The following is a 23,718-nucleotide window of genomic DNA, read 5'->3' as shown; positions in this document are numbered from 1 at the left end:
ATTGTGCACGTCGGAGCGTTCAAGGCGGGATCGCTGTGGTGGACGTCAACCGATCGCGGCGGCGACCAGCAACGCGATCGCGCCGCCTCCGGCGACGGTGAGGACGGCGGGGCGGACCCAGCCGCGGTCGAGGAACCGGCGGGCCGGCCCGGAGAGCAGGAAGCCGACGATCATGAACGGCAGCAGCAGCGCGGCTGTGCTGGTGGCTTCTGCGGTGACGGCGCCGGCGAGGGCGAGGCCGCCGACGGAGAGCACCGAGCCGGCCGTGAAGTACGCGGCCATCGTCGCGCGCACCCTCGCGCCGTGTTCAGCCTGGTAGAGCAGTGCGACCGGCGGCCCGCCGATCGACGCCGCCGTGCCGCCGGCCCCGGAGACGACCCCGGCGACCAGGAGCGCGGGGACGGTGGGCCGTGGGCTCCACCGCAGGGCGGACAGGCCCGCGCAGGCCAGCACGATGATCGCGACGACCGCGATGAACAGCCTGACCGGCAGCAACGCCACCGCCATCGCGCCGATCGCGACGCCAGGCACCCGGCCGAGCAGGGCCCAACCGACGCCAGCCCAGTGGGTGTCGGTGTGCTCGCGCGACAGGGTCAGCACGGCGTGCACGGAGGTGAGCAGCAGGAGGGGCACCGGGACGAGCGTGGGGTCGAGCAACGCCATCAGCGGTGCCGCCACGAGGGCGAGCCCGAAACCGACGGAGCCCTGCACGAGGGCCCCGAGCGTGACGACAACACCGGCGAGAGCAATGACCACCCGGCCACGCTAACCGGCGACGTCTGCTCTGTTAAAAGCAATATCATCTGTCAATCAAACATTGACGCCATCGTTCCGACAACCATTCGGCGACCCGAGGGTCGGCCGGGAACGACGAGCGGCGGGCAGCCCGAAGGCTGCCCGCCGCCGGCGGAGCGGGGGAGTGGGTCAGCTGCGCAGCATGCCGCGCAGCACGTACTGCATGATCCCGCCGTTGCGGTAGTAGTCGGCCTCGCCGGGGGTGTCGATGCGGACGACCGCGTCGAACTCGACGGTCTCGCCGCCGTCCTTGGTGGCGGTGACCTGCACGGTGCGCGGGGTGGAGCCGTCGTTGAGGGCGGTGACCCCGGAGATGTCGAACGTCTCCGTGCCGTCGAGGTGCAGCGACGACGCCGACGCGCCCGCGGGGAACTGCAGCGGCAGCACGCCCATGCCGATCAGGTTGGAGCGGTGGATGCGCTCGTAGCTCTCGACGATCACGGCCTTGACCCCGAGCAGTGCGGTGCCCTTCGCGGCCCAGTCGCGCGACGAGCCGGAGCCGTACTCCTTGCCGCCGAGCACTACGAGCGGGATGCCCTGCTCGGCGTAGTTCTGCGCGGCGTCGTAGATGAACGCCTGCGGGGCGCCGTCCTGGGTGAAGTCGCGGGTGTAGCCGCCGCTGACGTTGTCGAGCAGCTCGTTGCGCAGCCGGATGTTCGCGAAGGTGCCGCGGATCATCACCTCGTGGTTGCCGCGGCGGGAGCCGTAGGAGTTGAAGTCGCGCTTCTCGACGCCGTGCGACCGCAGGTACTGCCCGGCCGGGGTGTCCTCCTTGATGGAGCCGGCGGGGGAGATGTGGTCGGTGGTGACCGAGTCGCCGAGGCGCGCGAGAACGCGGGCGCCGGAGATGTCCTCGACCGGGGACGGCTCGGTCTGCATGCCCTCGAAGTACGGGGGCTTGCGGACGTAGGTCGACTCCGGGTCCCACTCGAAGGTGTCGCCCTCCGGGGTGGGCAGCGAGCGCCAGCGCTCGTCGCCGGCGAAGACGTCGGCGTAGTCCTTGGTGAACATCTCCTGGCTGATCGCCGAGTCGATCGTGGTCTGGACGTCCTGAGCGGTCGGCCAGATGTCGCGGAGGAAGACGTCGTTGCCATCGGAGTCGGTGCCCAGCGGCTGGTTCTCGAAGTCGAAGTCCATCGTCCCGGCGAGCGCGTACGCGATGACCAGCGGCGGTGAGGCCAGGTAGTTCATCTTGACGTCGGGGTTGATGCGGCCTTCGAAGTTGCGGTTGCCCGAGAGCACCGAGACGACCGTCAGGTCGGCCTCGTTGACCGCCGCCGAGATCTCCTCCGAGAGCGGGCCGGAGTTGCCGATGCAGGTGGTGCAGCCGTACCCGACGAGGTGGTAGCCCAGCTTCTCCAGGTAGGGCCAGAGGCCGGCCTTCTCGTAGTAGTCGGTGACGACCTTCGAGCCGGGCGCCATCGACGTCTTGACCCACGGCTTGACGGTGAGGCCCTTCTCGACGGCGTTCTTCGCGAGGAGCGCGGCGCCGAGCATGACCGAGGGGTTGGACGTGTTGGTGCAGGAGGTGATCGAGGCGATCACGACGGCGCCGTGGTCGAGGACGAACTCGCCGCGGGACTCCGAGCGGACCGTGGTGGGCTTCGACGGGCGGCCCTCGCCGCCGTTGGCCGCGGAGATCACGACGGGCTCGGCGTCGTCGTCGGCGAACCCGAGCGCGGGGGCGTCGCTGGCCGGGAACGACTCGCGGCCGGCCTCGTCGATGTGGTTGTGCGCCTGCGCGGCAGCGGGGGCGTCGTCGGTGTAGTCGTGGATCGACTTGCGGAACGCCGACTTGGCATCGATGAGCTCGATGCGGTCCTGCGGGCGCTTCGGGCCGGCGATCGACGGCACGACCGTGGAGAGGTCGAGCTCGAGGGTCTCGGAGAACACCGGCTCGCGCGACGGGTCGTGCCAGAGGCCCTGCTCCTTGGCGTAGGCCTCGACCAGCTCGATCTGCTCCTTCGAGCGGCCCGTCAGCGTGAGGTAGCGGATGGTCTCCTCGTCGATCGGGAAGATCGCGGCGGTGGAGCCGAACTCGGGGCTCATGTTGCCGATGGTGGCGCGGTTGGCGAGCGGCACGGCGCCGACACCCTCGCCGTAGAACTCGACGAACTTCCCGACCACGCCGTGGCGGCGCAGCATCTCGGTGATCGTCAGCACGACGTCGGTGGCGGTGGCGCCCGCGGGAATCTCGCCGGTGAGCTTGAAGCCGACGACACGGGGGATGAGCATCGAGACGGGCTGGCCGAGCATCGCGGCCTCGGCCTCGATGCCACCGACGCCCCAGCCGAGCACGCCGAGGCCGTTGACCATGGTGGTGTGCGAGTCGGTGCCGACCAGCGTGTCCGGGTACGCCTGGCCGTTGCGGGTCATGACGACGCGGGCGAGGTGCTCGATGTTGACCTGGTGCACGATGCCGGTGCCGGGCGGGACGACCTTGAACTCGTCGAACGCGCCCTGGCCCCAGCGCAGGAACTGGTAGCGCTCCTTGTTGCGCTGGTACTCGAAGTCGACGTTGCGCTCGAACGCGTCGGCGCGGCCGAAGACGTCGATGATCACCGAGTGGTCGATGACCAGCTCGGCCGGCGCGAGCGGGTTGACCTTGCCGGGGTCGCCGCCGAGCTCGGTGACGGCCTCGCGCATGGTGGCGAGGTCGACGACGCACGGGACGCCGGTGAAGTCCTGCATGACGACGCGGCCGGGGGAGAACTGGATCTCCGTGTCGGGCTCGGCCTCGGGGTCCCAGCCGGCGAGCGCGCGGACGTGCTCGGCGGTGACGTTGGCCCCGTCCTCGGTGCGCAGGAGGTTCTCCAGCAGCACCTTCAGGCTGAACGGCAATCGTTCGGCACCCTCGACGGCGGAGAGCCGGAAGATCTCGTGCTCGGCCCCACCTGCCTGCAGGGTCCCTTTGGCTCCGAAGCTGTCGGTGCTGGCCACGATGACGTTCCTCCTGGCGGTGGTGGGCGCTAGAGACTCGGTTGTCCGGAGTCTTGCGCACCGACGCCTGGGCGGCTGCGTGGACCCCGTCACCGCAAACAGTACGCTTGTCCTGTTTGCTCGTCGAGTCGGGGTGAGCAGAGGAACGGGGTGGCATCGGCAGCGGTGCTCCCTGAAAGCCGCTGCCGATGCCACCCCTCGAATGCCGGTGACCTACCGGCTGGCCTTGACCAACTCCCGCACGTCCTCCGGGGTGAGCGCCTTGAGCACGTCGACATAGAGGGTGCCGACCGTGCGGAGCGGGCTGACGAAGTGCGTGCCGCCGTTCTCGACCGTGACGACCTTGAGGTCGAGCAGTGCCTTGGCGATCTTCGGTGTGACGGTCGACGAGGGACCGCCCAAACCTGTGGAGCCCAGACCTGCGGAGCCCAGACCCGTGGAGCCTTTGGAACGCGGACCCGGGGATCCCAGCCCGGCCGAGTTGAGCAGCTCGTCCTGGCACGTGCGCCGGGGCGGGCTGTCGGGGACCGTGATGGTGAAGCAGTCGCCGTCGCGCTGGAACGCGATGCGGTCACCGGTCGGGGTCTCGACGACGGCGGAGGTGGGGCGCAGGGCCGTGCCGCCCGTGACCGCCGTCGAGGTGGTCTCGAGCTCGACGATCTTCAGGCCGCTCGGTTGCGCGGGACCGGTGGCGATGGCGTCGCCGACGTCGTGCAGCACCTGCAGCTCCTCCGGCGGGGCGAGCTCGATGAGGCGGCGCACGTCGAGGTCGAGTGCGGCCTGCACGGTCTCGCGCAGCGCGGATTCCGGGTCGGCTGCGCCGCGGGCGGCGATGGTGGTGGTCGGCCACGGCTTGCCGGCGGCGCGCAGGGCGTAGTCGGCCGCGGTGTAGAGGGCGCTGACGTACCACTTGCCGTTGACCTGCACGGTCGCGACGCGGATGGGCTCACCCTGCGCGCGGACGATCTCGGTGATGTCCAGCGGGGTCGTCTCGCTCATCGGGATGCCGTCGGGGAAGGCGGCCTCGCGGAAGGAGTCGGTGAACGGGAGCTTCGCGGGGTCGGAGGCGAACGTGATCTTGCCGGCGACCAGCTTGTTGATCACTACGTTGTCCCGGACCTTCTCGGCCGCGGCGTCGTCGAAGCGCAGGTCGGTGACGCTCAGCGAGCTGTACGAGGCGGTGGGGTCGGCGTCGGGGCGCAGCACTTCGAGGCGCTTGAGCTCCGTGGTGACGGCGTCGGTGATGTCGGTGGCCGCGCGGACCTCGGCGGGGTGGAACCGGCTGTAGGCGTCGAGCGGCCTGCCCTCGGCCAGGTCGGAGGCGAGCAGGGTGACGGCCTCGCCGGGCGTGCTGGTGCCGCCGTCACGGGGGCCGAAGTAGATGAACGCGAAGAACGTTCCTGCGCCGAGCAGCAGGACCGTGAGGATCGCGGTGATGACGAGGCCGCGCTTGCGCCGCGGCGCCGGCGTGGTGCCGCCCGGCGGTGGCGGGGGAGGGCCGCCCCAGCTCGGACCCTGCGGTTGCCAGGCCGGCGGCGGGGCGTCTACGGGTTGCCGCTGCGTGGGGACCGTTTGGTACTGCTGCGGCGCGTACTGCTCCTGCGGGTACTGCTGTGGGTAGTGCTGCGTGGGGCGGGGTGGGAACGCGCCGGGCGGTGTTCGGTAGCCGCCTGCCGGCAACACGGATGTTGTGGGGTCGTCGGGTCGCTGTCCCTGGTAGGGCTGATGGGGCGGCGGTGGCCCTCCTGGTGGTCCGTAGTTCGTCATGGATGCCTCCTCGGCCGTCGCCCGCTGCGGGCAGGTTTCGAGTGTCAGCGAGACAGAGGCGCGAATCGTCCGTGGAAGTACGCATTGGACCTGGGCAAATAGGGTCGGTTGGGGCGTGCGCGTTCCCCCATGTGGTGGATGTTGATCGGGGACGGGCGTGTGCCGCCGGATCTGCGGCGACCCGAATGGCACAGTTCGATCGCTCACAACGATCATGCTGGGAGGGGTCGTGCGGCGGTCCGGGCGCGTCATCGGCCTGACGGTGGTCGGGTTGCTGGCCGCCGCGCTGCTGGCGCCCGCTGCGGCGGCGCAGCCGACCCCGCCGCCCAACCCCAGCGACGACGAGCTGCAGCGCTCGCAGCAGGGGGTGAGCAGGCAGGCCGACGAGGTCGCGCGGTTGACGACTCAGCTGGCGGACCTCGACAGCCGCACCGACGACGTGCAGGCGGCGCTGGCGGCGCAGCGGGAGTCGGCCGAGGCCGCGCTCGTCGACCTGCAGTCGGCGCGGTCGGCGGCGGCGCTGGCGAAGGAGCAGGCGGCCGCGGCGCGGGTCGAGACCGACGCCGCGACGGTGGCGATCGACCACGCGCGGGCGCGGCTGGACGCGTTCGTCACCGCGACGTACCAGCAGGGGATGGACACGGGCCCGCTCGGTCTGCTGACGGGTGCGACGAGCCCCGAGGACCTGATCGCGCGCGCGGAGATGAACGACCTGATCGCGCGCAGCCAGCTGGCGGCGCAGGACGGGTTGGAGCGGGCGCGGGTCGACAAGGCGAACGCCGATGCGGCGGCGCGGGCCGCTGTGGAGGAGGCACAGCGGCGCGAGGGTGTGGCGCAGTCGGCGAAGGCGACGGCCGATGCCGCCGTGGCCGTTGCCGACCAGGCCGCGCGACAGCACACCGCTGAGCTGGCTGAGCTGGCGTCGGAGCGGGTGGGCGTGCAGCGTGCGCTGGACGCCGCGGCGTCGACGGATGCCGGGTTGCGCCAGCAGCGGGCGGCGTTCACCGAGTGGCAGAAGCGGATGGCGGCCGAGCAGGCTGCGCGGGAGCGGGCCGAGCGGGAGGCCGCGGCGAAGCGGGTCTCGGCGAGCGGCAGCGCGACGGTGGGGCGCGGCAGCGGCTCGGTGCAGCGGGTGATCGACCGGGCGATGTCGCAGCTGGGGGTGCAGTACGTGTGGGGCGGCGGGACGGGCCGCGGGCCCACCACGGGCATCCCGGACGGGCTGGGGTCGCCCCTGAACCGGGTGGGCTTCGACTGCTCGGGGCTGATGCTCTACGCGTTCGGCGGGGCCGGCGTGTCGTTGCCGCGGGTGAGCCGCAACCAGTTCGACGCGGGGCAGAAGGTGCCGATCTCCGACCTGCGTCCGGGCGACATGGTCTTCTACAAGAACGGCGGCGCCCCCATCCACCACGTCGCGATGTTCATCGGTGGCGGGAAGATGATCGAGGCGCCGTACACCGGCGCGAGCGTGCGCGTGACGCCGCTGCGCACCAAGGGCCTGCTGCCGCAGGCCACCCGCGTGCTCTGACCCGAAGTTCCCTACCGTTTTGTGCACATGCGCGCTCTGACAGCGCGCATCCACCCAAAACGGTGGGGAACTTCGGGGTGGAACCCACGAACTTCCCCACCGTTTTGCCAACCTGCACGGGCTCCGAGGTCTGTAAGTAGGCAAAACGGTGGGGAAGTTACACTCCTTCACTGGTCAATGAATCATTGACGCCTTCTTTTGGCCAATCACAGATTGACCTCCGCCGGCGGCGGAGGCCCGGACGGGGGAGTAGCCGCCGTCCGGAGCGGTAGCTCACTTCCGTCTCACGGGGTAGCGGGTGAGATGGCGGGGTGAGCTCGCAGGAGTCCGTCCCCAGTCCGGCCCGTGAGGGTGAGCGCCTCGAGCGCGTCGTGTTCGAGATCAAGCGGGTGATCGTCGGCCAGGATCGTCTTGTCGAGCGGATGCTCGTCGGGCTGCTGGCGAAGGGTCACCTGCTGCTGGAGGGTGTGCCCGGGGTGGCGAAGACCCTCGCTGTCGAGACGGTGGCGAAAGTGGTGGGCGGGTCGTTCGCCCGGTTGCAGTTCACGCCCGACCTGGTGCCGGCCGACATCCTGGGTACGCGGATCTACCGGCAGGGGCGTGAGGAGTTCGACGTCGAGCTGGGTCCGGTGGTGGCGAACTTCGTGCTCGCCGACGAGATCAACCGGGCGCCGGCGAAGGTGCAGTCGGCGATGCTCGAGGTGATGGCGGAGCGGCACCTGTCGATCGGTGGGAAGACGTTCCCGATGCCGGAGCCGTTCCTGGTGCTCGCGACGCAGAACCCGATCGAGAACGAGGGTGTGTACCCGCTGCCGGAGGCGCAGCGCGACCGGTTCCTCTTCAAGATCATCGTGGAGTACCCGAACGTCGAGGAGGAACGGGAGATCGTCTACCGGATGGGCGCGGAGCCGCCCGTCGCGCAGCAGGTGATCGACCCGGAGGAGCTCGTCCGGCTCCAGGGCGTGGCGTCGCGGGTGTTCGTGCACCACGCGCTGGTCGACTACGTGGTGCGGCTTGTCGTGGCGACCCGTACACCGGCTGAGCACGGTCTCGCCGACATCGCAGGCTGGGTGTCGTACGGGGCGTCGCCACGTGCGACGTTGGGGATCGTGGCGGCGGCGCGGGCGTTGGCGCTGGTCAGGGGCCGCGATTACGTGCTGCCGCAGGACGTGCTGGATGTGGCGCCCGACGTGCTGCGGCACCGGTTGGTGCTCTCCTACGACGCGGTCGCGGATGCGGTGCCGATGGATCACATCATCTCGCGGGTGCTTGCGACGGTGCCGTTGCCGCAGGTGAGCGCGCGGCCGCAGGCGGGTCCGCAGCCGTTCAGCTCGGCGGGCGCGCCGGCGTGACATCGCCCGACGTCCAGGAGGGTCAGGTCCCTGGACAGGCGCCACCGACAGCGCCGCCGGCCCGGCGGCGGCCCGCGACGTCGCCGCCGTCGTTCCGCGACGGGCGGATGGAGGCGGCGCTGCGGTCGTTGGAGCTGGTGGTGCGGGGCCGGCTTGACGGGCTGTTGCAGGGCAACCACCTGGGTCTGGTGCCGGGGCCGGGTAGTGAGCCGGGTGAGGCGCGGCTCTACCAGCCCGGTGACGACGTGCGTCGGATGGACTGGGCGGTGACGGCGCGCACGACGGAGGCGCACGTCCGGCAGACGGTCGCCGACCGCGAGCTGGAGACGTGGGTGGTGCTGGACCTTTCGCCGAGCCTGGATTTCGGGACGGCGTCGTGCGAGAAGCGTGACCTGGCGATCGCGGCGTTGGCGGCGGTGACGCACCTGACCCGCGGTGGTGGGAACCGGATCGGTGCGTTGGTGGCGACGGGTGAGCGGACGGTGCGGATCCCGGCGCGGGGCGGTTTGGCGTACGCGCGGGGGATGTTGCGGAAGGTCGCGGAGACACCGCGGGCGCCGGAGGGGACGCGGGGTGATCTGGCGGCGGCGGTGGAGCAGCTGCGGCGGCCGCCGAGGCGGCGCGGGTTGGCCGTGGTGATCTCGGACTTCCTGGGTGATACGGAGTGGGAGCGGCCGCTGCGTGCGTTGTCGGCGCGGCACGAGCTGCTGGCCGTCGAGGTGCTGGATCCGCGTGAGCTGGAGCTGCCGGATGTCGGGACGGTGGTGCTCGCGGATCCGGAGACGGGGCGTCAGCGTGAGGTGGTGACGACGCCGTTGCTGCGCAGGGAGTTCGCGGCGGCGGCCGCGGCGCACCGGGATCTGGTGGCGACGACGTTGCGGCGGTGCGGCGCGGCGCACTTGACGTTGCGGACCGATTCGGACTGGGTTGCGGACGTGGTGCGGTTCGCGTTGGCGCGCAAGCGGATGTGGTCCGGTGGGTCGCGTTGACGTTCTCTAATCCGTGGTGGCTGGCGTTGCTGCTGGTGGTGGCGGCCCTGGTGGTCGGCTACCTGGTGCTGCTGTGGCGTCGGCGCCGTGATGCGGTGACGTTCACGAACCTGGAGCTGCTCGAGCGGATCGCGCCGAAGCGTCCTGGCTGGTACCGGCACGTGCCGGCGGCGGCGTTGATCCTGGCGTTGGCGGTGTTGACGGTGGCGTTGGCGGGTCCGGAGGCCGAGGCGCGGGTGCCGCGGAACCGGGCGACGGTGGTGCTGGTGATCGATGTGTCGTTGTCGATGCAGGCGACGGACGTCGAGCCGAGCCGGTTGGCTGCGGCGCAGGCTGCGGCGAAGGCGTTCGCCGACCAGTTGACGCCGGGGGTGAACCTGGGGTTGGTGTCGTTCTCGGGTACGGCGGCGGTGCTGGTGTCGCCGACGGCTGATCGGGAGCCGGTGAAGCGTGCGGTGGACAACCTGAAGTTGTCGGAGTCGACGGCGACGGGTGAGGCGATCTTCGCGGCGATGCAGTCGGTGGAGACGTTCTCGCAGGCGATCGCGGGTGCGTCGGCGGAGGGGCCGCCGCCTGCTCGGATCGTGTTGATGAGCGACGGGAAGCAGACGGTGCCGAGTGGTCCGGTGCCGGAGGAGGAGCCGCGGGGGTCGTTCACTGCGGCGCGGGCGGCGAAGGACGCGCAGATCCCGGTGTCGACGATCTCGTTCGGCACGGAGTACGGGGTGATCGAGATCAACCCGGGGCAGCGGACGCCGGTTGCGGTGGACGATGCGTCGTTGCGGCGGATCGCGGAGCTGTCGGGTGGTGAGTTCTTCACCGCGGCGACGGAGGAGGAGCTGCGCGGCGTGTACGACCAGCTCGGTGAGCAGATCGGCTACGAGTTGCGGAAGGTCGACGTGAGTCGGCCGTGGCTGGGTGGCGGCGTGTTGTTGCTGGTGCTCGGCGTGGCTGCGGGGACGTTGTTGGGCCGTCGCTTCCCTTGATGTGTGCGGATCGCATGCATTAATGTGTGCGTATCGCACACATTGGAGGGAACTGGCATGTCGATCTTGCTGAACCACACGATCGTCCGGTGCTCGGACAAGCACGCGGCGGCGGCGTTCTTCGCCCGGTTGTTGGGGCACGAGGTGGGTGCGCCGGCGGGCCCGTTCGTGCCGGTGGCGGTGAACGCGGATCTGACGTTCGACTTCGACGACCGTCGCGGTGCGTCGGCCGGGCATTTCGGGTTCCTCGTCGACGACGACACGTTCGACGCGGTGCTGGGTCGGGTGCGGGCGGATCCGGAGGTCCCGTTCGGGTCGGCGCCGATGAGCGGGTGGGATCGGCGCACCAACTCGCTCGGCGGTGGGCGCGGGGTCTACGTCGGTGATCCGGACGGGAACAGCTACGAGCTGTTCACGGTGGTTCCGCCGGTGTGAGTCGGGTCGCGGCGGTTCGGCGGGTCCGCATAGGGTGCCGGGGTGGCTGACGGTGCGCGCAGTGTTCTGGTGACGGGTGGCAACCGGGGGATCGGGCTGGCGATCGCGAAGGCGTTCGCGGCTCAGGGCGACCAGGTGGCGGTGACGCATCGCGGGCCGGTCGACGACCTGCCGGGCGAGCTGTTGCCGGTGCGGTGCGACGTGACCGACGTCGACGCGGTGGACGCGGCGTTCTCGGAGGTGGAGGACAAGCACGGCCCGGTGCAGGTGCTCGTGTCGAACGCGGGGATCACCGACGACGGGCTGCTCATGCGGATGAGCGAGGAGTCGTTCACGAAGGTCGTCGACGCGAACCTGACCGCGGCGTACCGGGTTGCGAAGCGGGCGTCGCGGGGGATGTTGCGGGCCAGGGGTGGCCGGATGGTGTTCGTGTCGTCCGTGGTGGGGCTGCTGGGGTCGGCGGGGCAGGTGAACTACGCGGCGTCGAAGGCGGGGCTGGTGGGGCTGGCCCGGTCGATCGCGCGGGAGCTGGGGTCGCGTGGGATCACGGCTAACGTGGTGGCGCCGGGGTTCGTCGACACGGACATGACGCGTGCGTTGACGGACGAGCGGCGCAAGGAGATCGTCGCGCAGGTGCCGTTGGGGCGGTACGCGAGCCCTGAGGAGATCGCGGCGGCGGTGACGTGGCTGGGTTCGGAGGGTGCCGCGTACGTGACGGGTGCGGTGATCCCCGTTGACGGTGGGCTGGGGATGGGGCACTGACGCTGCGGCGGCAGAGCCCCGCGGTGGGGCTGCGCACGTCGCGGATCACTGGCGGGGTGCGTGCCCTAGCCTGACGCGCATGGGTCTTCTCGACGGCAAGCGCTTGCTGATCACCGGAGTCATCACCGACGCGTCGCTCGGTTTCCACGTCGCGAAGGTTGCGCAGGAGCAGGGTGCGCAGGTGGTGCTGACCGGTTACGGCCGGATGCGGCTGGTGGAGCGGATCGCGCAGCGGTTGCCGCAGGAGGCGCCGGTGGTCGAGCTGGATGTGACGAGCCAGGAGCAGCTGGACAGCCTGGTGGAGCGGGTGTCGCCGTTGCTGGGTGACGAGCCGCGGCTGGACGGGGTGCTGCACTCGATCGGGTTCGCGCCGGCGTCATGCTTGGGTGATGGGGCGTTCCTGAACGCGCCGTGGGAGGACGTCGCGACGACGATCCACGCGAGCGCGTACTCGTTCAAGTCGTTGGCGGTGGCGTTGCTGCCGTTGCTGGGGCCGGGGTCGTCGGTCGTCGGGATGGACTTCGACAACCGGCAGGCGTGGCCGGCGTACGACTGGATGGGTGTGGCGAAGTCGACGTTGGAGTCGATCACCCGGTACCTGGCGCGTGATCTGGGGCCGAAGGGGATCCGGGTGAACGTGTGCGCCGCGGGTCCGGTGCGGACGATGGCGGCGAAGTCGATCCCGGGGTTCGCGGCGTTCGAGGACGCGTGGGACGGGCGGGCTCCGCTGGGGTGGGACGTGAACGACCCGACGCCGGTGGCGAAGACGGTGTGCGCGATGTTGTCGGACTGGTTGCCGGCGACGACGGGGTCGATGGTGTGGGCCGACGGGGGCTTCCACGCGATCGGCGTCGCCCCGGTCCAGCCCGCCGAGTAGCACGAGTAGAGCCGCCAACTTCCCCACCGTTTTGGGCACTTGCGCGCGCTGTGGGCGCGCATCCACCCAAAACGGTGGGGAAGTTGCGGTTACGTGAGTGGTTTGGCGTAGCAGACGGAGATCGTCGAGCCGATGTAGGCGCCGAAGTTGGGGATGCGGGTGTAGCCCTCGCGTTCGTAGAAGCGGATGGCGTCGGGTTGGGCGTCGCCGGTTTCGAGGACGAGCTCGGTGAGGCCGAGGGTGCGGGCGTCGTTCTCGAGTGCGGTGAGGATGGCGGTGGCGACGCCGGTGCCGCGGGCGTTGGGGGCGACGTACATGCGTTTGACTTCGGCGCGCTGGTCGTCGAGGAGGCGGAGGGCGCCGCAGCCGATGGCAGTGCCGTCGGCGGTGCGGGCGACGAGGAAGCGGGCGATGTCCTCGGCGGAGGGTGCGGCGCCGGGTTCGTGGTCGTCGCGGCCGTAGCGGGCGTCCAGCTCGACGCGTTGTGCGGTGCGCAGGTGGTTGCCGTCGGGGGTGTCCCATGGTTCGGCGGCGATCTGGACGGTGGTGGTCATCGGCGCTCCTCGTTCCGTAGCAAGCGTTACCGTAACAGCTGCTACCGTTCCGCCGTGCCGCGCACCAAGGATCTTGCAGGGCAGCAGGAGCGGCTCTCGGCCGCGACGTGGTCGGTGCTCGCGGAGCGGGGCGTGCGCGGGTTGACGTTGCGTGCGGTGGCGGAGCGGGCGGGCTGCACGACGGGTCTGGTGCTGCATACGTTCCCGGACAAGCAGGCGTTGCTCGCGCACGCGCGGGAGCTGCTGCACCGGCGCACCGCGGTGCGGCTCGACGCGATCGAGGTGCCGGGCGCCGATCCGGACGCGGTGCTGCGTGCGGTGCTGCTGAGCGCGGCGTCGCTGGATGCGGGCTCGCGGGAGGAGGCGAGCGTCTGGCTGAGCTTCATCGCGGAGGCGCTCTCGGACGCCGAGCTGGCGCGCCAGCACGTCGGCAACAACCGTTCGCTGCTCGCCCGGGTTCAGCGACTGGTGTCGGCGTGCCGGCCGGGGTGGACGCCCGCGCGGTGCCGGCAGTCGGCGGCGGCGCTGATCGCGCTGGTGGAGGGGATGAACACGCTTGCCGCGCTCGACCCGGAGAGCTACTCGCCTGCGGTGCAGGAGGCGGCGATCGGTGCGGCGCTGGTGCCGATCGTCGGTGCGGATGGGGCGGGTGTGTAATCGAGGGGTGCACGTCGACGCGTTGCTGGTGCTGTCCTTCGGTGGCCCGGAGGGCCCGGCCGATGTCCGTCCGTTCCTGGAGAACGTGACCCGTGGGCGGGGGGTGCCGCCCGAGCGGTTGGACGCGGTGGAGGAGCACTACCAGCACTTCGGCGGGGTCAGCCCGATCAACGCGCGCAACCGCGAGCTGATCGCCGCCGTGGAGGCACGGACGGACCTCCCCGTGTACTTCGGCAACCGGAACTGGCACCCGATGGTCGAGGACACGGTCGCGGAGATGGCCCGGGCCGGGGTGGCGCGGGCGGCGGTGTTCGCCACCAGCGCGTACGGCGGGTATTCGGCGTGCTTGCAGTACCACGAAGACGTCGCGCGGGCCCGCAAGGCGGTGGGTGAGGACGCTCCGGAGCTGGTGAAGCTGCGGCACTTCTTCGATCACCCGGCGTTCGTCGCGGCGAACGCCGACGCGGTCCGCGCGGCACAGGCGACGCTGCCTGCCGGGGCGCGGCTGGTGTTCACGGCGCACTCGGTGCCGGTGTCGGCCGATGTGAGCTCCGGCCCGCCCGGTGAGGAGCGGCGGTACTCGTCGCAGATCGCGGAGGCGGCGCGGTTGGTGGCGGCCGAGCTGGGCGTCGACGACTACGACGTGGTGTGGCAGTCGCGGTCGGGTCCGCCGCAGGTGCCGTGGCTGGAGCCGGACATCCTGGACCACCTCGACGCCCTGCACGAACGCGGTGTGCCGGCGGTGGTGCTCTCGCCGGTGGGGTTCGTGTCCGACCACGTCGAGGTGATCTGGGATCTCGACACCGAGGCGCGGGAGCGGGCCGCCGAGCTGGGTATGGGGTTCGCGCGGGCGGCGACGGCGGGGCCGGATCCGCGGTTCGCGGACATGGTGGTGGAGCTGGTCGCCGAGCTGACGGACGGGACGCCCGCCCGCCGGCTCGGGTCCGTGCCGTCGGCCGGGTGCGGGGTGAACGGTGTGCCCTGCGCCGTCGACTGCTGCCGCCTACCGGTCCGCCCGTCCCGTTGACGTTCAGACTGTGACCGGGCGTCGGGCCGGGCGCAGGCAGATCGCGATGGTGAGCGTGCCGGCTGCGGCGATGCCGGCGGCCACCCCGAACCCGGCGTGCAGGCCCGCGACGACCTCCCCTGCCGACGTCGGTGCGGCCGCGGCGATGCCGCCGTGCACGTGTGCGGCGACGACGACGGCGAACACCGCGAACCCGACCGCGTAGCCGAGCGACCTGGACGTGTTCAGGGCGGCGCCGGCCATCCCGACGCGGTCCGCGGGTGCCGCGGCGAGCGTGGTGCCGGCGAGGCTCGGGAGCACGGCGCCGGTGCCGAGCCCGAGGAGCGTGAGGGCGGGGGTGAGCGCCCATCCCGACGATCCGGGCTCGACCAGCAGGGCGAGCGCTGCGCCGACGGCGATGAGGAGCAGCCCGCCGCCGATCATCGGGCGGGCGCCCAGCCGGTGTGCGACGCGGGGCAGCGCGAGGGAGGCGAGGAGGCTGGCGGCGGCGAGCGGCATGAGCATGAACGCGGCTTCGAGCGGGCCGGCGAGCAGCACCGACTGCATCCAGACGGACGCGAACGGGAGCATGCCGAACGCGGCGGCGTTGATGGCGGCACCGGCGATGAGCAGCGCGGTGAATGCCGGTGCCCGCAGCAGGCGCAGGTCGAGGACGGGATGGTCGGTGCGCAGCTCGTGTGCGGCGAACCCGGCGAGCGCGAGGGCGGCGACCAGGAAGGACGTCCAGGTGAGCGGTGCGGTCCAGCCGTCCTCGACGCTGTGGTTGAGGCCGAACACGATCCCGGTGGCTGCCACGCAGAACGCGGCGACGCCGATGACGTCGAAGCGGCCTGTGCCGCGTCCTGCGACTCGCGGTACGGCGAGTGCGGTGACGATCACGATCAGGGCGACGACGGGCACGTTGACGGCGAAGATCCAGCGCCAGCCCAGCAGCTGGGTGAGCACGCCGCCGATGACCGGGCCGAGGGCGGACCCGAGGCTGGCGGCGGCCGCCCACACCCCGAACGCCGTGGCGCGGGCGGGCCCGCTGTAGATGAGGCTGATCAGGGCCGCGGCGGTGGCCAGCATCGCCGTGCTGCCGAGGGCCTGCACCCCGCGGGCGGCGACGAGCACGTCGGCGTTCGGGGCGAGTGTGCAGGCGAGTGAGGCGAGGCCGAAGACGGCGGACCCGGCGAGGTAGGGGCCGCGGTGGCCGTAGCGGTCGGCGAGGCTGCCGGCTGCGAGCAGCAGCGCCGCGGGGACGAGGGCGTAGAGGTCGACCACCCATTGCAGCTGGACGGTCGAGGCGTCGAGCTCGCCGCCGATTGCGGGTAGCGCGACGACGACGATGTTGACGTCGAGGATGAGCATGAACGTTCCGAGCGACACCGCGACGAGCGGCCACCATTTCTGCACCCGCTCGAGCGTGGCGCCTCAATCCGGGTTGAGGTCAACATCTTCCGTCGTCGGGTAGCGCCGCTCGAACTCCTGCTGCAGGTACGGGCAGCGGTGCGCAGGGTCGTGACTGGGGCACGTCAGGAGGTGCTCCAGGTAGCCCTGCGCGCTTTCCAGCTCCTTGACCTGGGTGCGGAAGGCGTCGACGCGGGCCTCGACGGCGCCGCGCCAGCCGGGGTCGTCGGCGGGCCGGTCGAGCACGTGGGCGATGTCGTCGAGGCTGAGCATGCCGGCCGAGCGGAGCGTGGCGATCGCGGCGACGCGGTGCACGCCGTCGGCGTCGTACCAGCGGCGGCCGCCCGTGCGGGCGGCGGGGCGGATGAGGCCGCGGCGTTCCCAGTAGTGCAGCGTCGAGACGGCCAGCTTGAACCGCTGCGCGACCGCTCCGACAGGGGTGAGCTGCTGCCCGGTCTCATCTGTCACGGGTCCATCTTGTCGGTCCTGGCGGCTATCGTGCCTGCATGGTCACGGTGGATCAGGTCCGTGCTGTGGTGAAGCCCTTGCCGCGGTCGTACGAGGTACTGGTGCGCGATTGCGTGAAGTTCCGGGTGGGGCAGATCGTGTACGTGGCGTTCTCGCGCGACGAGACGGTGATGGGTTTCGCGTTCCCGAAGGAGGAACGCGCGGCCCTGGTCGCGAGCGCCCCGGAGAAGTTCGAGATGCCGTCGCGGTCCGACGAGCGCTTCAGGTGGGTGCACGTGCGGATGGCCGCGATCGACGAGGACGAGATGCGCGAGCTGGTGCTCGATGCATGGCGGATGGTCGTGCCGAAGTCGGTCGCGGCGGCGTACCTGGGGTGAGACTCAGCCCCAGAAGACTCCCGCGGGGTCGTCCTCGATCTCGGTGAGCAGCCGTTCGACGCTGTCGGTGGGTTCGAGCAGCTCGTAGGCGTGGAAGCGGCCCTCGTCGTCGTGCCAGTACAGCGCCCAGAGCGTGGTCTGCGGCGTGTGGTGCAGCTGCACGATGGGCTGGCGGGTCCAGTCGGTGGTGGCGTCGGGTGCGCGCCGCCGCTCGACGATGGTGATCTGGTTGGTTTCCGGCTCGCATTCGATCCGGACGTGGTCGCGGACGCGCTCGGGTACGCGCTCGGCGCACCACTTCTGAACGCGTGCGACGGCATCGTCGACAGCGCTTTCGTGCATGGTCAACATGGTGCCAGGGCGGTCGCTGTGCGTCACTGCGCGGGCGAGGTCGTGCTGGGAGTTGGCTGAGAGCCGGGCTGGGGGTCGGGCTGGGGGTCGACGGGGCGGGTCGTCAGCAGCGAACGGATGTGGGCTTCGTAGGCCGCGCGCTGGTCGGCGAGGCGTTGTTCGGCGTGTGCGACGTGGTCGGCCAGCGACGTGCGGGCGCCGTCGAGTTGGGCGCGGAGTTCGGCGATCTCCGCACCGGCCTCGCGTCGGCTCTGCTCGGTGGCGGTGGCGGCTGCGATGGCTTCCGCGCGGGCGGTGTCGCGTTCCGCGGTCAAGCGTTGCCGTTCGGTCTCGTCGCGCTGCAGCTGGCGCGCCAGCTCTTGACGGGCGGCTTCGGCGGCCTGCTCGGCGTGGCCGCGTTGCTGCTCGGCGAGCTCGGCGCGGTGGCGCTCGACGACGATCTCGTCGCGGTGGCCGGCGAGCTGCGCACGGAGCTGCTGCTGGGTGTCGGTGAGCGTGGCCACCTGGTCGGTTGCGGTCGCGAGCTGGGCGTCGATGCGTTCGAGGTCGCCCTGCGCCGCGGTGAGGCGGCGTTGCAGCTCGTCGCGCTCGTCGAGGGCGGTGTCGAGCCGGGTGGTCGTCGTCTCGTAGGCGGTGGTCAGCGCGGTGAGATCGCCGGTGAGGCGTTCGGTGGCGGCGACGGCGTCGTCGCGGGCCGCGGTGGCGGCGCGGGTGAGCTCGTGGGCGGCTTCGGTGTCGCGTTGCGCCTGCTCGGCCCGGGCAATCGCGGAGTCGCGTTCGGCCTGCGCTGCGCCGGTCGCGGTCTCCGCGGCGCGGGCGCGGTTGTTGGCCGCGTCGGTGGCGGCCTCGGCGTCGTCGATGCGGCGTCGGGCGTCGCGGTGCACGGCGGCGATCTCGGTGGCGACGGCGTCGGCGTCGGAGACCGCCGCCACCGCGGCCTCGATCCGTCCGACGAGGCCGGTGAGGGCGTTCTGGTGGGTGGTGGCCGTGGTCAGCAGCTCACGGTGCAGGGCCTCCAGCGTGGTGCGGGCCGTGGAGACCGGTCGGGAAGCAGACTCGGTAGCCGTCGGCTCGTCAACGGTCGGTGGTGCGTGGAGGACGGTGAGCTGGCCTTTGCTCGCGCGGTGCGCGTTGCTGCGGATGTGCACGACCCCGCCGACGAGCTGGCCGCAGTATTTCGGTCGGCGGCCGGTGCCGGTGTAGGCCACAGTGTTGGGGCAACCGCCGGGGAAGCCGCACGGCAGGGCCTGCCCGTCGGGTCGATCGGTGGGGGACCGGTCCTCGTCGGCGTGCATGCGCCGACGATCCCACGTCGGGTGCCTGATCGATCACGGAACCTCCGGTGTGCCGCGGGAGAACAGGTCAGGAGGTCGTCGGATGTTTGGTCGGATGGATCACCGCGAGCTGCGGCTCGGTGTGGCCGAGCTGTGCGCGCCGCGGTTCGTGCCGCTCCCGGACCGCCCTGTGCCCGATGAGGTCTCGGTCTACGAGTGCCGGTCGTCGGGCTGGGGGACGGTCCCGGCCACCGAGGCGGAGGCCGAGGAGTGGCAGCGCGCCGCCGAGGAGTACCTCGACGCGCTGTCGGCCGCGTTGCGCGAGCTCTACCTCGACCACGGCGGGTGGCCCGTCTACGGGCACGTCGACCTGCGTCGCCGCACCTGGAGCCATCGGCACGTGCCGCGCCCGTTCCCGCTGCCGGGTCGGCGGCGGCGCCTCACGCGGCGGTCGCACACCGCGCAGCGGGCATTCCTGGCACGCTTCGACGAGGCGGAGGCCGCGTACCGGCCGGTTCGCGAGGAGATCGAGCGCAGGTTGGCCGAACAGCGCGCCAGGTTCGAGCGTCAGCCCAAGTGGACTCCAGAACGCAGCGACGGTTCGCCCCACACCACCCATCGGGGCACCTCCCACCACAGCAGCCACGGCGTGGGTGGTGATTCGGGAAGCGCCGCCAGCCACGGCACCAGCTTCTAGCAGCGACGCTTTTTTGCAGACATCGGCATTCTTGCAGGGGTCTGCAAGTTCGGGCATGGTGGATGCCATGAGCGACGAGATCACCCTGCGCGAGCGCAAGAAGCAGACGACCCGCGAGGCGCTGCGCCTGGCCGCGCTGCGGCTGGCCGTCGAGCGCGGCTGGGAGCAGGTGCGGGTGGAGGACATCGCCGCCGAGGCCGGCGTCTCAACGCGGACGTTCAGCAACTACTTCGCCACCAAGGACGAAGCACTGCTCGCGACCGCGCACCACCGCGCCGCCCGGGTGAAGGCCGCGCTGCTGGCCCGGCCACCGCGGGAGCCGCTGTGGGACGCGGTGATCTCTGCTGTGATCGAGGGCTTCACCGGGGACGACCTCCGACAACTCGCCAACGTGAGGCCCACACCGGCGTTGGCGACCGAGCAGCTCAAGGTCTTCCCGGTCGTCGAACGCGTCCTCGCCGAGGGGATCGCGCAACGGATCGGCGCGGATGCCGAGCAGGACATCTTTCCGCACCTGGTTGCCGGTCTCGTGGTGACAACCGTGCGGATCGCCGCTGAGCACCAGGAGCGTTCCGGGTTCGACGGACCCGCTCTGCCGATGCTGAGGCGAGCGCTGGAACAGGTCGCCGCCGGCCTGCGCCCCGCCGCTGATGGGGATCAGCGATGAGCCCGGATGTGGTGGTGGTCGGCGCCGGACCGACGGGGCTCATGGTGGCGTGCGAGCTGCGGCTTCACGGTGTGGATGTCGTCGTGCTGGAGCAGCTGCCTGCGCCGACGGGCCGGTCGAAGGCATTGGGCCTGTTCGGGCGCGCGGCGCGGACACTGGACTACCGCGGTTTGCTGGAGCGGTTCGACAGCGTTCCCGTGCCCGAGGCGGACTACGGCCGGTGGGCGCATCTCAGCGGCATCGGCCTGGATGTCGCCGGCCTGGTGGGGTCGGCGCCCGCGGGGCACTTCCCGGCGCCGCTGCCCGTACGTCAGGCTGAGGTCGAGAGGGTGCTGGAGGACCGGGCCCGCGAGCTGGGCGGGCTGGTGCAGCGCGGACACGAGCTGGTCGGGTTCTCCGAGGGCGCCGAGGACGTCACCATCGACGTCCTCGGCCCGGATGGCCCGTATCAGCTGCGTGCCCGCTACCTGGTCGGGTGCGACGGTGCCCGGAGCCGAGTCCGGGCGCGGTCCGGCATCGGGTTTTCCGGATCTGCGGCGACGGTGGTGTGCCGCCTCGGTGACGTCGAGATCTCCGGCAGCGACGACGTTCCGATAGGGATGCGGCGCACGGCGACGGGCCTGTTGACCGTCGTCCCGCTGGACGGCGAGGTGCATCGAGTGGTTTCCGCCGAATGGGGCGGGCAGGTCGACCGCGACGGTCCGATGACCCTCGAGGAGCTGCACGCGAGCGTGCGCCGGGTACACGGCGCCGAGCTGGCCATGCGGGAACCGCGCTGGCTGTCGCGCTTCACCGACGCGGCCCGCCAGGCCGACCGCTATCGCGCCGGTCGCGCGCTGCTTGCCGGGGACGCCGCCCACATCCAGTTCCCGGCAGGCGGCCCCGGGATGACCACCGGCTTGCAGGACGCTGCCAACCTCGGGTGGAAGCTCGCTGCGGAGGTCCGCGGATGGGCGCCACCCGGCCTGTTGGACACTTATCACGCAGAGCGGCATCCGGTGGCCGAGCGCACGCTGTCGTTCTCCCGGGCGCAGAGCCTCCTGCTGGCGCCCGGCGAGCAGATGACCGCCCTGCGGGACCTGCTGACCGACGTGCTGGCCCACGAGCAGGCACTGCGCTACGTGGTCGATCGGCTCTGGGCCCTGGACCTGCGGTACGACCTCGACGACACATCCGCGCACCCGCTGGTCGGGTGCTTCGCCCCGGACCTGCCCCTGACGACCGACCGCGGCTCCACCCGACTGGCAGTACTGATGCACGGCGGGCAGCCACTGCTGCTCGATCCCACCCCGGACGGCCGGCTCGCCACCGACGCCGCCGCCTGGGCCGACCGCGTCACGATCGTCCGAGCCGCCAGCAGTGCGTCCCTCGACGGTCTGCTCGTGCGCCCCGACGGGTACGTCGCCTGGGCGGATGATGCCGCGAACCACGACGCCGACCGGCTCGGCCGGGCGTTGTCCCGGTGGTTCGGCCCTGCGTCCCTCGGCGATGCGACCCGCAGCCTTGCCGCAGCCGGCAACCTGCGGAAGGAGATCGGATGATCGCGGCTCGTGGCCTCACCAAGCGTTACGGTCCGGCGAGCGCCGTGAACGACCTGACGTTCGACATCGGGCCAGGGCGGGTGACCGGCTTCCTCGGCCCGAACGGCGCAGGCAAGACCACGACGATGAGCATGATCGTCGGGCTCGTCCGGCCGACCGGTGGAACGATCACCGTCAACGGTCGCCGCTTTCGCGACCTTCCGGCTCCGATGCGGGAGGTCGGGACCCTGCTCGATGCCCGCGCGGTGCACGGTGGTCGCACCGCGTACCAGCACCTGCTCTGCCTTGCCCGCAGCAACGGGATTCCCCGGAGCAGAGTGGACGACGTGCTCGGCACGGTCGGGCTCGACGACGTGGGCGGGCGACGGGTCAACAGGTTCTCCCTCGGCATGTTCCAACGGCTCGGCATTGCGGCCGCGCTACTGGGCGATCCGGGGATCCTCGTGTTCGACGAACCTGTCAACGGCCTCGATCCCGAGGGCGTCCTCTGGATCCGCACTCTCATGCGCGACCTCGTCGCCGAAGGGCGCACGGTGCTGATCTCCAGCCACCTGATGAGCGAAATGGCGCTGACCGCCGACGACCTGCTGGTGATCGGCCGCGGCGAGCTGATCGCCCAAACGAGCGTCGCCGGCTTCGTCAGCGCCAACTCCCACAGCACGGTGCGGGTGCGCACCCCGGACGCCGAGACCCTCACCGGGCTCCTCACCGACGCCGGCGCCACCGTCGGTCACGCACCGAGCGGTGAGCTCGACGTGGCCGGCATGGACTGCGAAGCCGTCGGCCGCGTCGCCGCGGCCGCCGGTGTCGTCCTCTTCGGGCTGACCACTCGTGAGGCCTCCCTGGAGGAGGCGTTCATGAACTCGACCCACGACAGCGTCGAGTTCCGGGTCCTGGACGGAGCCTTCTCGTGAGACCTGCGACCTTCCTCCATACACTGCGATCCGAGTGGCAGAAGCTGTCGAGCCTCCGCTCCTTCTGGTGGGCTCTCGTGGGCACGGTGGTGGCCGGTGTGGGCATCGGGGCGCTCATCAGCTCCGACGCCGCCCAGACCTACCGCTCGAGCACGGCCGAGAGCCGTTCGACCTTCGACCCTGTGCACGAGAGCCTCTTCACCGGTCTGATCTTCGCGATGCTCGCCACGGTCGTGCTGGGGGTGATCGTCATGACCTCCGAGTACGCCTCCGGCATGATCCGCAGCAGCCTCGCCGCCGTGCCGAACCGCCGCCGGTTGCTCATGGCCAAGGCCACCGTCCTCGCAGCCGTCAGCCTCGCGGTCGGCGTCCCCGTCGGCTTCGGCATGTTCCTCACGGGACAGGCGGTCTTCGCGGCGCACGGCGTCCCGCAGGCGTCGCTCGACCAGCCCGACGTGCTGCGGGCGGTGCTCGGAGTGGGCCTCGTGATGACCGCGACCGCGCTGCTCGGCCTCGGCGTGGGCACCATCGTCCGGGGAACCGCCGCCGGGATCGCGATCATGTTCACCGCCACCCTCCTCGTGCCCACGGCGATCCTCCCGAGCCTGCCACCCTCCATCGGGCAGCCGTTGCTGATGTTCTGGCCCAGCGCGGCCGGCATGCAGATCCTGTCCACCCGGGGGGTCGCCGGCGCGCTACCCCCGCTGGGCGGTCTCACCTGGCTATGGGCAGTGACCGTGCTCGTCCTCGTCGTCGCTTTCACGGTGTTCCGGACCCGCGACGTCTGATTCCGGTCATCGAGCCGCGGCACCGGACTGGGGCTGATGCGGGCGGCGACGGAGCCGCGCATGATCGATCACGAGACCTTCGGCGTGCCGCTCTTGCCGTTCTCTGAATGATGGTCGACCGTCGCCGGATGTCGAGTCCCCGAAGCACTTCTTCCGCTCGTTCACCGTCAAGGGACCGGGAAGCTTGATGACCGACCGACCCGTCACCCCGCCCGTGCGCGCTCACGAGATGCGCATCTACAGGCGATACTTCGACCTGATCGCCCAAGGGCGCAAGACCACGGAGATCCGAGTCAACGACTTCAGTCGCAAGAAGATCAAGGAAGGCTCGCTGATCCGGTTCCGCTGTCAGGGCGACGAGGTCCTCACCCGCGTCACCAAGGTCGCCCGCTATGCCGACTTCGAGGAGATGTTCGACCACGAGTCTGTGGCCTCGGTCAACCCGCTGGCCACCCGTGCCGAACAGCTTGCCAACATCCGCCAGATCTACCCGCCCGAGCGGGAAGCGTTGGGCGTGGTGGCCATCGGTATCGCGCTGGTCGACCCGCCCCGAGTGGGTGGCGGGTAGACCTCAATTGCGGCT

24 protein-coding genes are annotated in these 23,718 nt (G+C 71.1%); 16 read left to right on the top strand and 8 right to left on the bottom strand.

The features are described from left to right. Positions 1-45: 45 nt before the first annotated feature. The 3 genes from LL648_RS21840 to LL648_RS21830 all read right to left on the bottom strand — a co-directional run bounded on the left by LL648_RS21840 (position 46) and on the right by LL648_RS21830 (position 5,502). Positions 46-756, bottom strand: coding sequence for a sulfite exporter TauE/SafE family protein (locus tag LL648_RS21840; RefSeq protein ID WP_232664487.1), 711 nt, complete (start codon positions 754-756; stop codon positions 46-48). Between the two features lie 168 nt (positions 757-924). Further along, a complete protein-coding gene (locus LL648_RS21835) occupies positions 925-3,735 on the bottom strand; it encodes an aconitate hydratase (protein WP_308190373.1) in 2,811 nt (936 codons plus the stop codon). 213 nt (positions 3,736-3,948) lie between these two features. Continuing rightward, entirely contained in the window at positions 3,949-5,502 is a 1,554-nt protein-coding gene (locus LL648_RS21830) for a hypothetical protein (protein ID WP_232664486.1), read from the bottom strand. 229 nt (positions 5,503-5,731) lie between these two features. Here LL648_RS21830 and LL648_RS45305 point away from each other — a divergent pair, with 229 nt between their 5' ends. From LL648_RS45305 to fabI, 7 genes are all read left to right on the top strand, one after another. After that, positions 5,732-7,030, top strand: a complete 1,299-nt coding sequence (locus tag LL648_RS45305) for a C40 family peptidase (protein WP_232664485.1) — start codon at positions 5,732-5,734, stop codon at positions 7,028-7,030. Between the two features lie 311 nt (positions 7,031-7,341). Further along, the gene (locus LL648_RS21820; protein ID WP_232664484.1) at positions 7,342-8,382 is read left to right on the top strand and encodes an AAA family ATPase; all 1,041 of its coding nucleotides are present in this window, start codon (positions 7,342-7,344) and stop codon (positions 8,380-8,382) included. Positions 8,383-8,489: 107 nt separating this feature from the next. After that, the gene (locus LL648_RS21815) at positions 8,490-9,371 is read left to right on the top strand and encodes a DUF58 domain-containing protein (protein WP_232664607.1); all 882 of its coding nucleotides are present in this window, start codon (positions 8,490-8,492) and stop codon (positions 9,369-9,371) included. Beyond that, positions 9,350-10,357: a VWA domain-containing protein gene (locus tag LL648_RS21810; RefSeq protein WP_232664483.1), complete on the top strand. Its 1,008-nt coding sequence runs from the start codon at positions 9,350-9,352 to the stop codon at positions 10,355-10,357. Before LL648_RS21815 ends, LL648_RS21810 begins: the two co-directional genes overlap by 22 nt. 57 nt (positions 10,358-10,414) lie before the next feature. Next, positions 10,415-10,792, top strand: coding sequence for a VOC family protein (locus tag LL648_RS21805; protein WP_232664482.1), 378 nt, complete (start codon positions 10,415-10,417; stop codon positions 10,790-10,792). Positions 10,793-10,834: 42 nt separating this feature from the next. Beyond that, a complete protein-coding gene (gene fabG / locus LL648_RS21800) occupies positions 10,835-11,554 on the top strand; it encodes a beta-ketoacyl-ACP reductase (RefSeq protein ID WP_232664481.1) in 720 nt (239 codons plus the stop codon). Positions 11,555-11,633: 79 nt separating this feature from the next. Beyond that, entirely contained in the window at positions 11,634-12,431 is a 798-nt protein-coding gene (fabI, locus tag LL648_RS21795) for an enoyl-ACP reductase FabI (RefSeq protein ID WP_232664480.1), read from the top strand. Positions 12,432-12,520: 89 nt separating this feature from the next. Here fabI and LL648_RS21790 read toward each other — a convergent pair whose 3' ends face one another. Continuing rightward, entirely contained in the window at positions 12,521-12,985 is a 465-nt protein-coding gene (locus LL648_RS21790) for a GNAT family N-acetyltransferase (RefSeq protein ID WP_232664479.1), read from the bottom strand. Positions 12,986-13,039: 54 nt separating this feature from the next. On the opposite strand from LL648_RS21790, the gene LL648_RS21785 reads away from it, so the two are divergent. Together LL648_RS21785 and LL648_RS21780 are read left to right on the top strand one after the other, a co-directional pair. Continuing rightward, positions 13,040-13,642: a TetR/AcrR family transcriptional regulator gene (locus LL648_RS21785; RefSeq protein ID WP_232664478.1), complete on the top strand. Its 603-nt coding sequence runs from the start codon at positions 13,040-13,042 to the stop codon at positions 13,640-13,642. A 7-nt stretch (positions 13,643-13,649) separates the two neighbouring features. Next, the gene (locus LL648_RS21780; protein ID WP_232664477.1) at positions 13,650-14,669 is read left to right on the top strand and encodes a ferrochelatase; all 1,020 of its coding nucleotides are present in this window, start codon (positions 13,650-13,652) and stop codon (positions 14,667-14,669) included. A gap of 3 nt (positions 14,670-14,672) precedes the next feature. Here LL648_RS21780 and LL648_RS21775 read toward each other — a convergent pair whose 3' ends face one another. Continuing rightward, on the bottom strand, positions 14,673-16,064 hold the full coding sequence (locus tag LL648_RS21775) for an MFS transporter (RefSeq protein ID WP_232664476.1): 1,392 nt from the start codon (positions 16,062-16,064) through the stop codon (positions 14,673-14,675). 18 nt (positions 16,065-16,082) lie between these two features. Then, on the bottom strand, positions 16,083-16,526 hold the full coding sequence (locus tag LL648_RS21770; protein WP_232664475.1) for a MerR family transcriptional regulator: 444 nt from the start codon (positions 16,524-16,526) through the stop codon (positions 16,083-16,085). Between the two features lie 38 nt (positions 16,527-16,564). On the opposite strand from LL648_RS21770, the gene LL648_RS21765 reads away from it, so the two are divergent. Further along, a complete protein-coding gene (locus LL648_RS21765) occupies positions 16,565-16,903 on the top strand; it encodes an MmcQ/YjbR family DNA-binding protein (protein WP_232664474.1) in 339 nt (112 codons plus the stop codon). Positions 16,904-16,906: 3 nt separating this feature from the next. Here LL648_RS21765 and LL648_RS21760 read toward each other — a convergent pair whose 3' ends face one another. After that, a complete protein-coding gene (locus LL648_RS21760) occupies positions 16,907-17,245 on the bottom strand; it encodes a DUF3024 domain-containing protein (protein ID WP_232664473.1) in 339 nt (112 codons plus the stop codon). A 32-nt stretch (positions 17,246-17,277) separates the two neighbouring features. Continuing rightward, on the bottom strand, positions 17,278-18,549 hold the full coding sequence (locus LL648_RS21755) for a hypothetical protein (protein ID WP_232664472.1): 1,272 nt from the start codon (positions 18,547-18,549) through the stop codon (positions 17,278-17,280). Positions 18,550-18,643: 94 nt separating this feature from the next. Between LL648_RS21755 and LL648_RS21750 the strand changes: the two genes are divergently transcribed. From LL648_RS21750 to LL648_RS21725, 6 genes are all read left to right on the top strand, one after another. Next, complete coding sequence (locus LL648_RS21750) at positions 18,644-19,225, top strand: hypothetical protein (protein WP_232664471.1); 582 nt, start codon at positions 18,644-18,646, stop codon at positions 19,223-19,225. 67 nt (positions 19,226-19,292) lie between these two features. Continuing rightward, positions 19,293-19,892: a TetR/AcrR family transcriptional regulator gene (locus LL648_RS21745; RefSeq protein WP_232664470.1), complete on the top strand. Its 600-nt coding sequence runs from the start codon at positions 19,293-19,295 to the stop codon at positions 19,890-19,892. Next, positions 19,889-21,433, top strand: coding sequence for an FAD-dependent monooxygenase (locus LL648_RS21740; protein WP_232664469.1), 1,545 nt, complete (start codon positions 19,889-19,891; stop codon positions 21,431-21,433). Before LL648_RS21745 ends, LL648_RS21740 begins: the two co-directional genes overlap by 4 nt. Then, positions 21,430-22,347, top strand: coding sequence for an ABC transporter ATP-binding protein (locus LL648_RS21735; RefSeq protein WP_232664468.1), 918 nt, complete (start codon positions 21,430-21,432; stop codon positions 22,345-22,347). Before LL648_RS21740 ends, LL648_RS21735 begins: the two co-directional genes overlap by 4 nt. Continuing rightward, complete coding sequence (locus LL648_RS21730) at positions 22,344-23,135, top strand: ABC transporter permease (protein WP_308190371.1); 792 nt, start codon at positions 22,344-22,346, stop codon at positions 23,133-23,135. Before LL648_RS21735 ends, LL648_RS21730 begins: the two co-directional genes overlap by 4 nt. A gap of 187 nt (positions 23,136-23,322) precedes the next feature. Beyond that, the gene (locus LL648_RS21725) at positions 23,323-23,703 is read left to right on the top strand and encodes an ASCH domain-containing protein (protein ID WP_232664466.1); all 381 of its coding nucleotides are present in this window, start codon (positions 23,323-23,325) and stop codon (positions 23,701-23,703) included. The last annotated feature ends 15 nt before the right edge of the window (positions 23,704-23,718 follow it).

The organism is Pseudonocardia sp. TRM90224 (assembly GCF_021245725.1).
Taxonomy (GTDB): domain Bacteria; phylum Actinomycetota; class Actinomycetes; order Mycobacteriales; family Pseudonocardiaceae; genus Pseudonocardia.
This window is presented reverse-complemented; position numbering and strand designations above follow the sequence as displayed.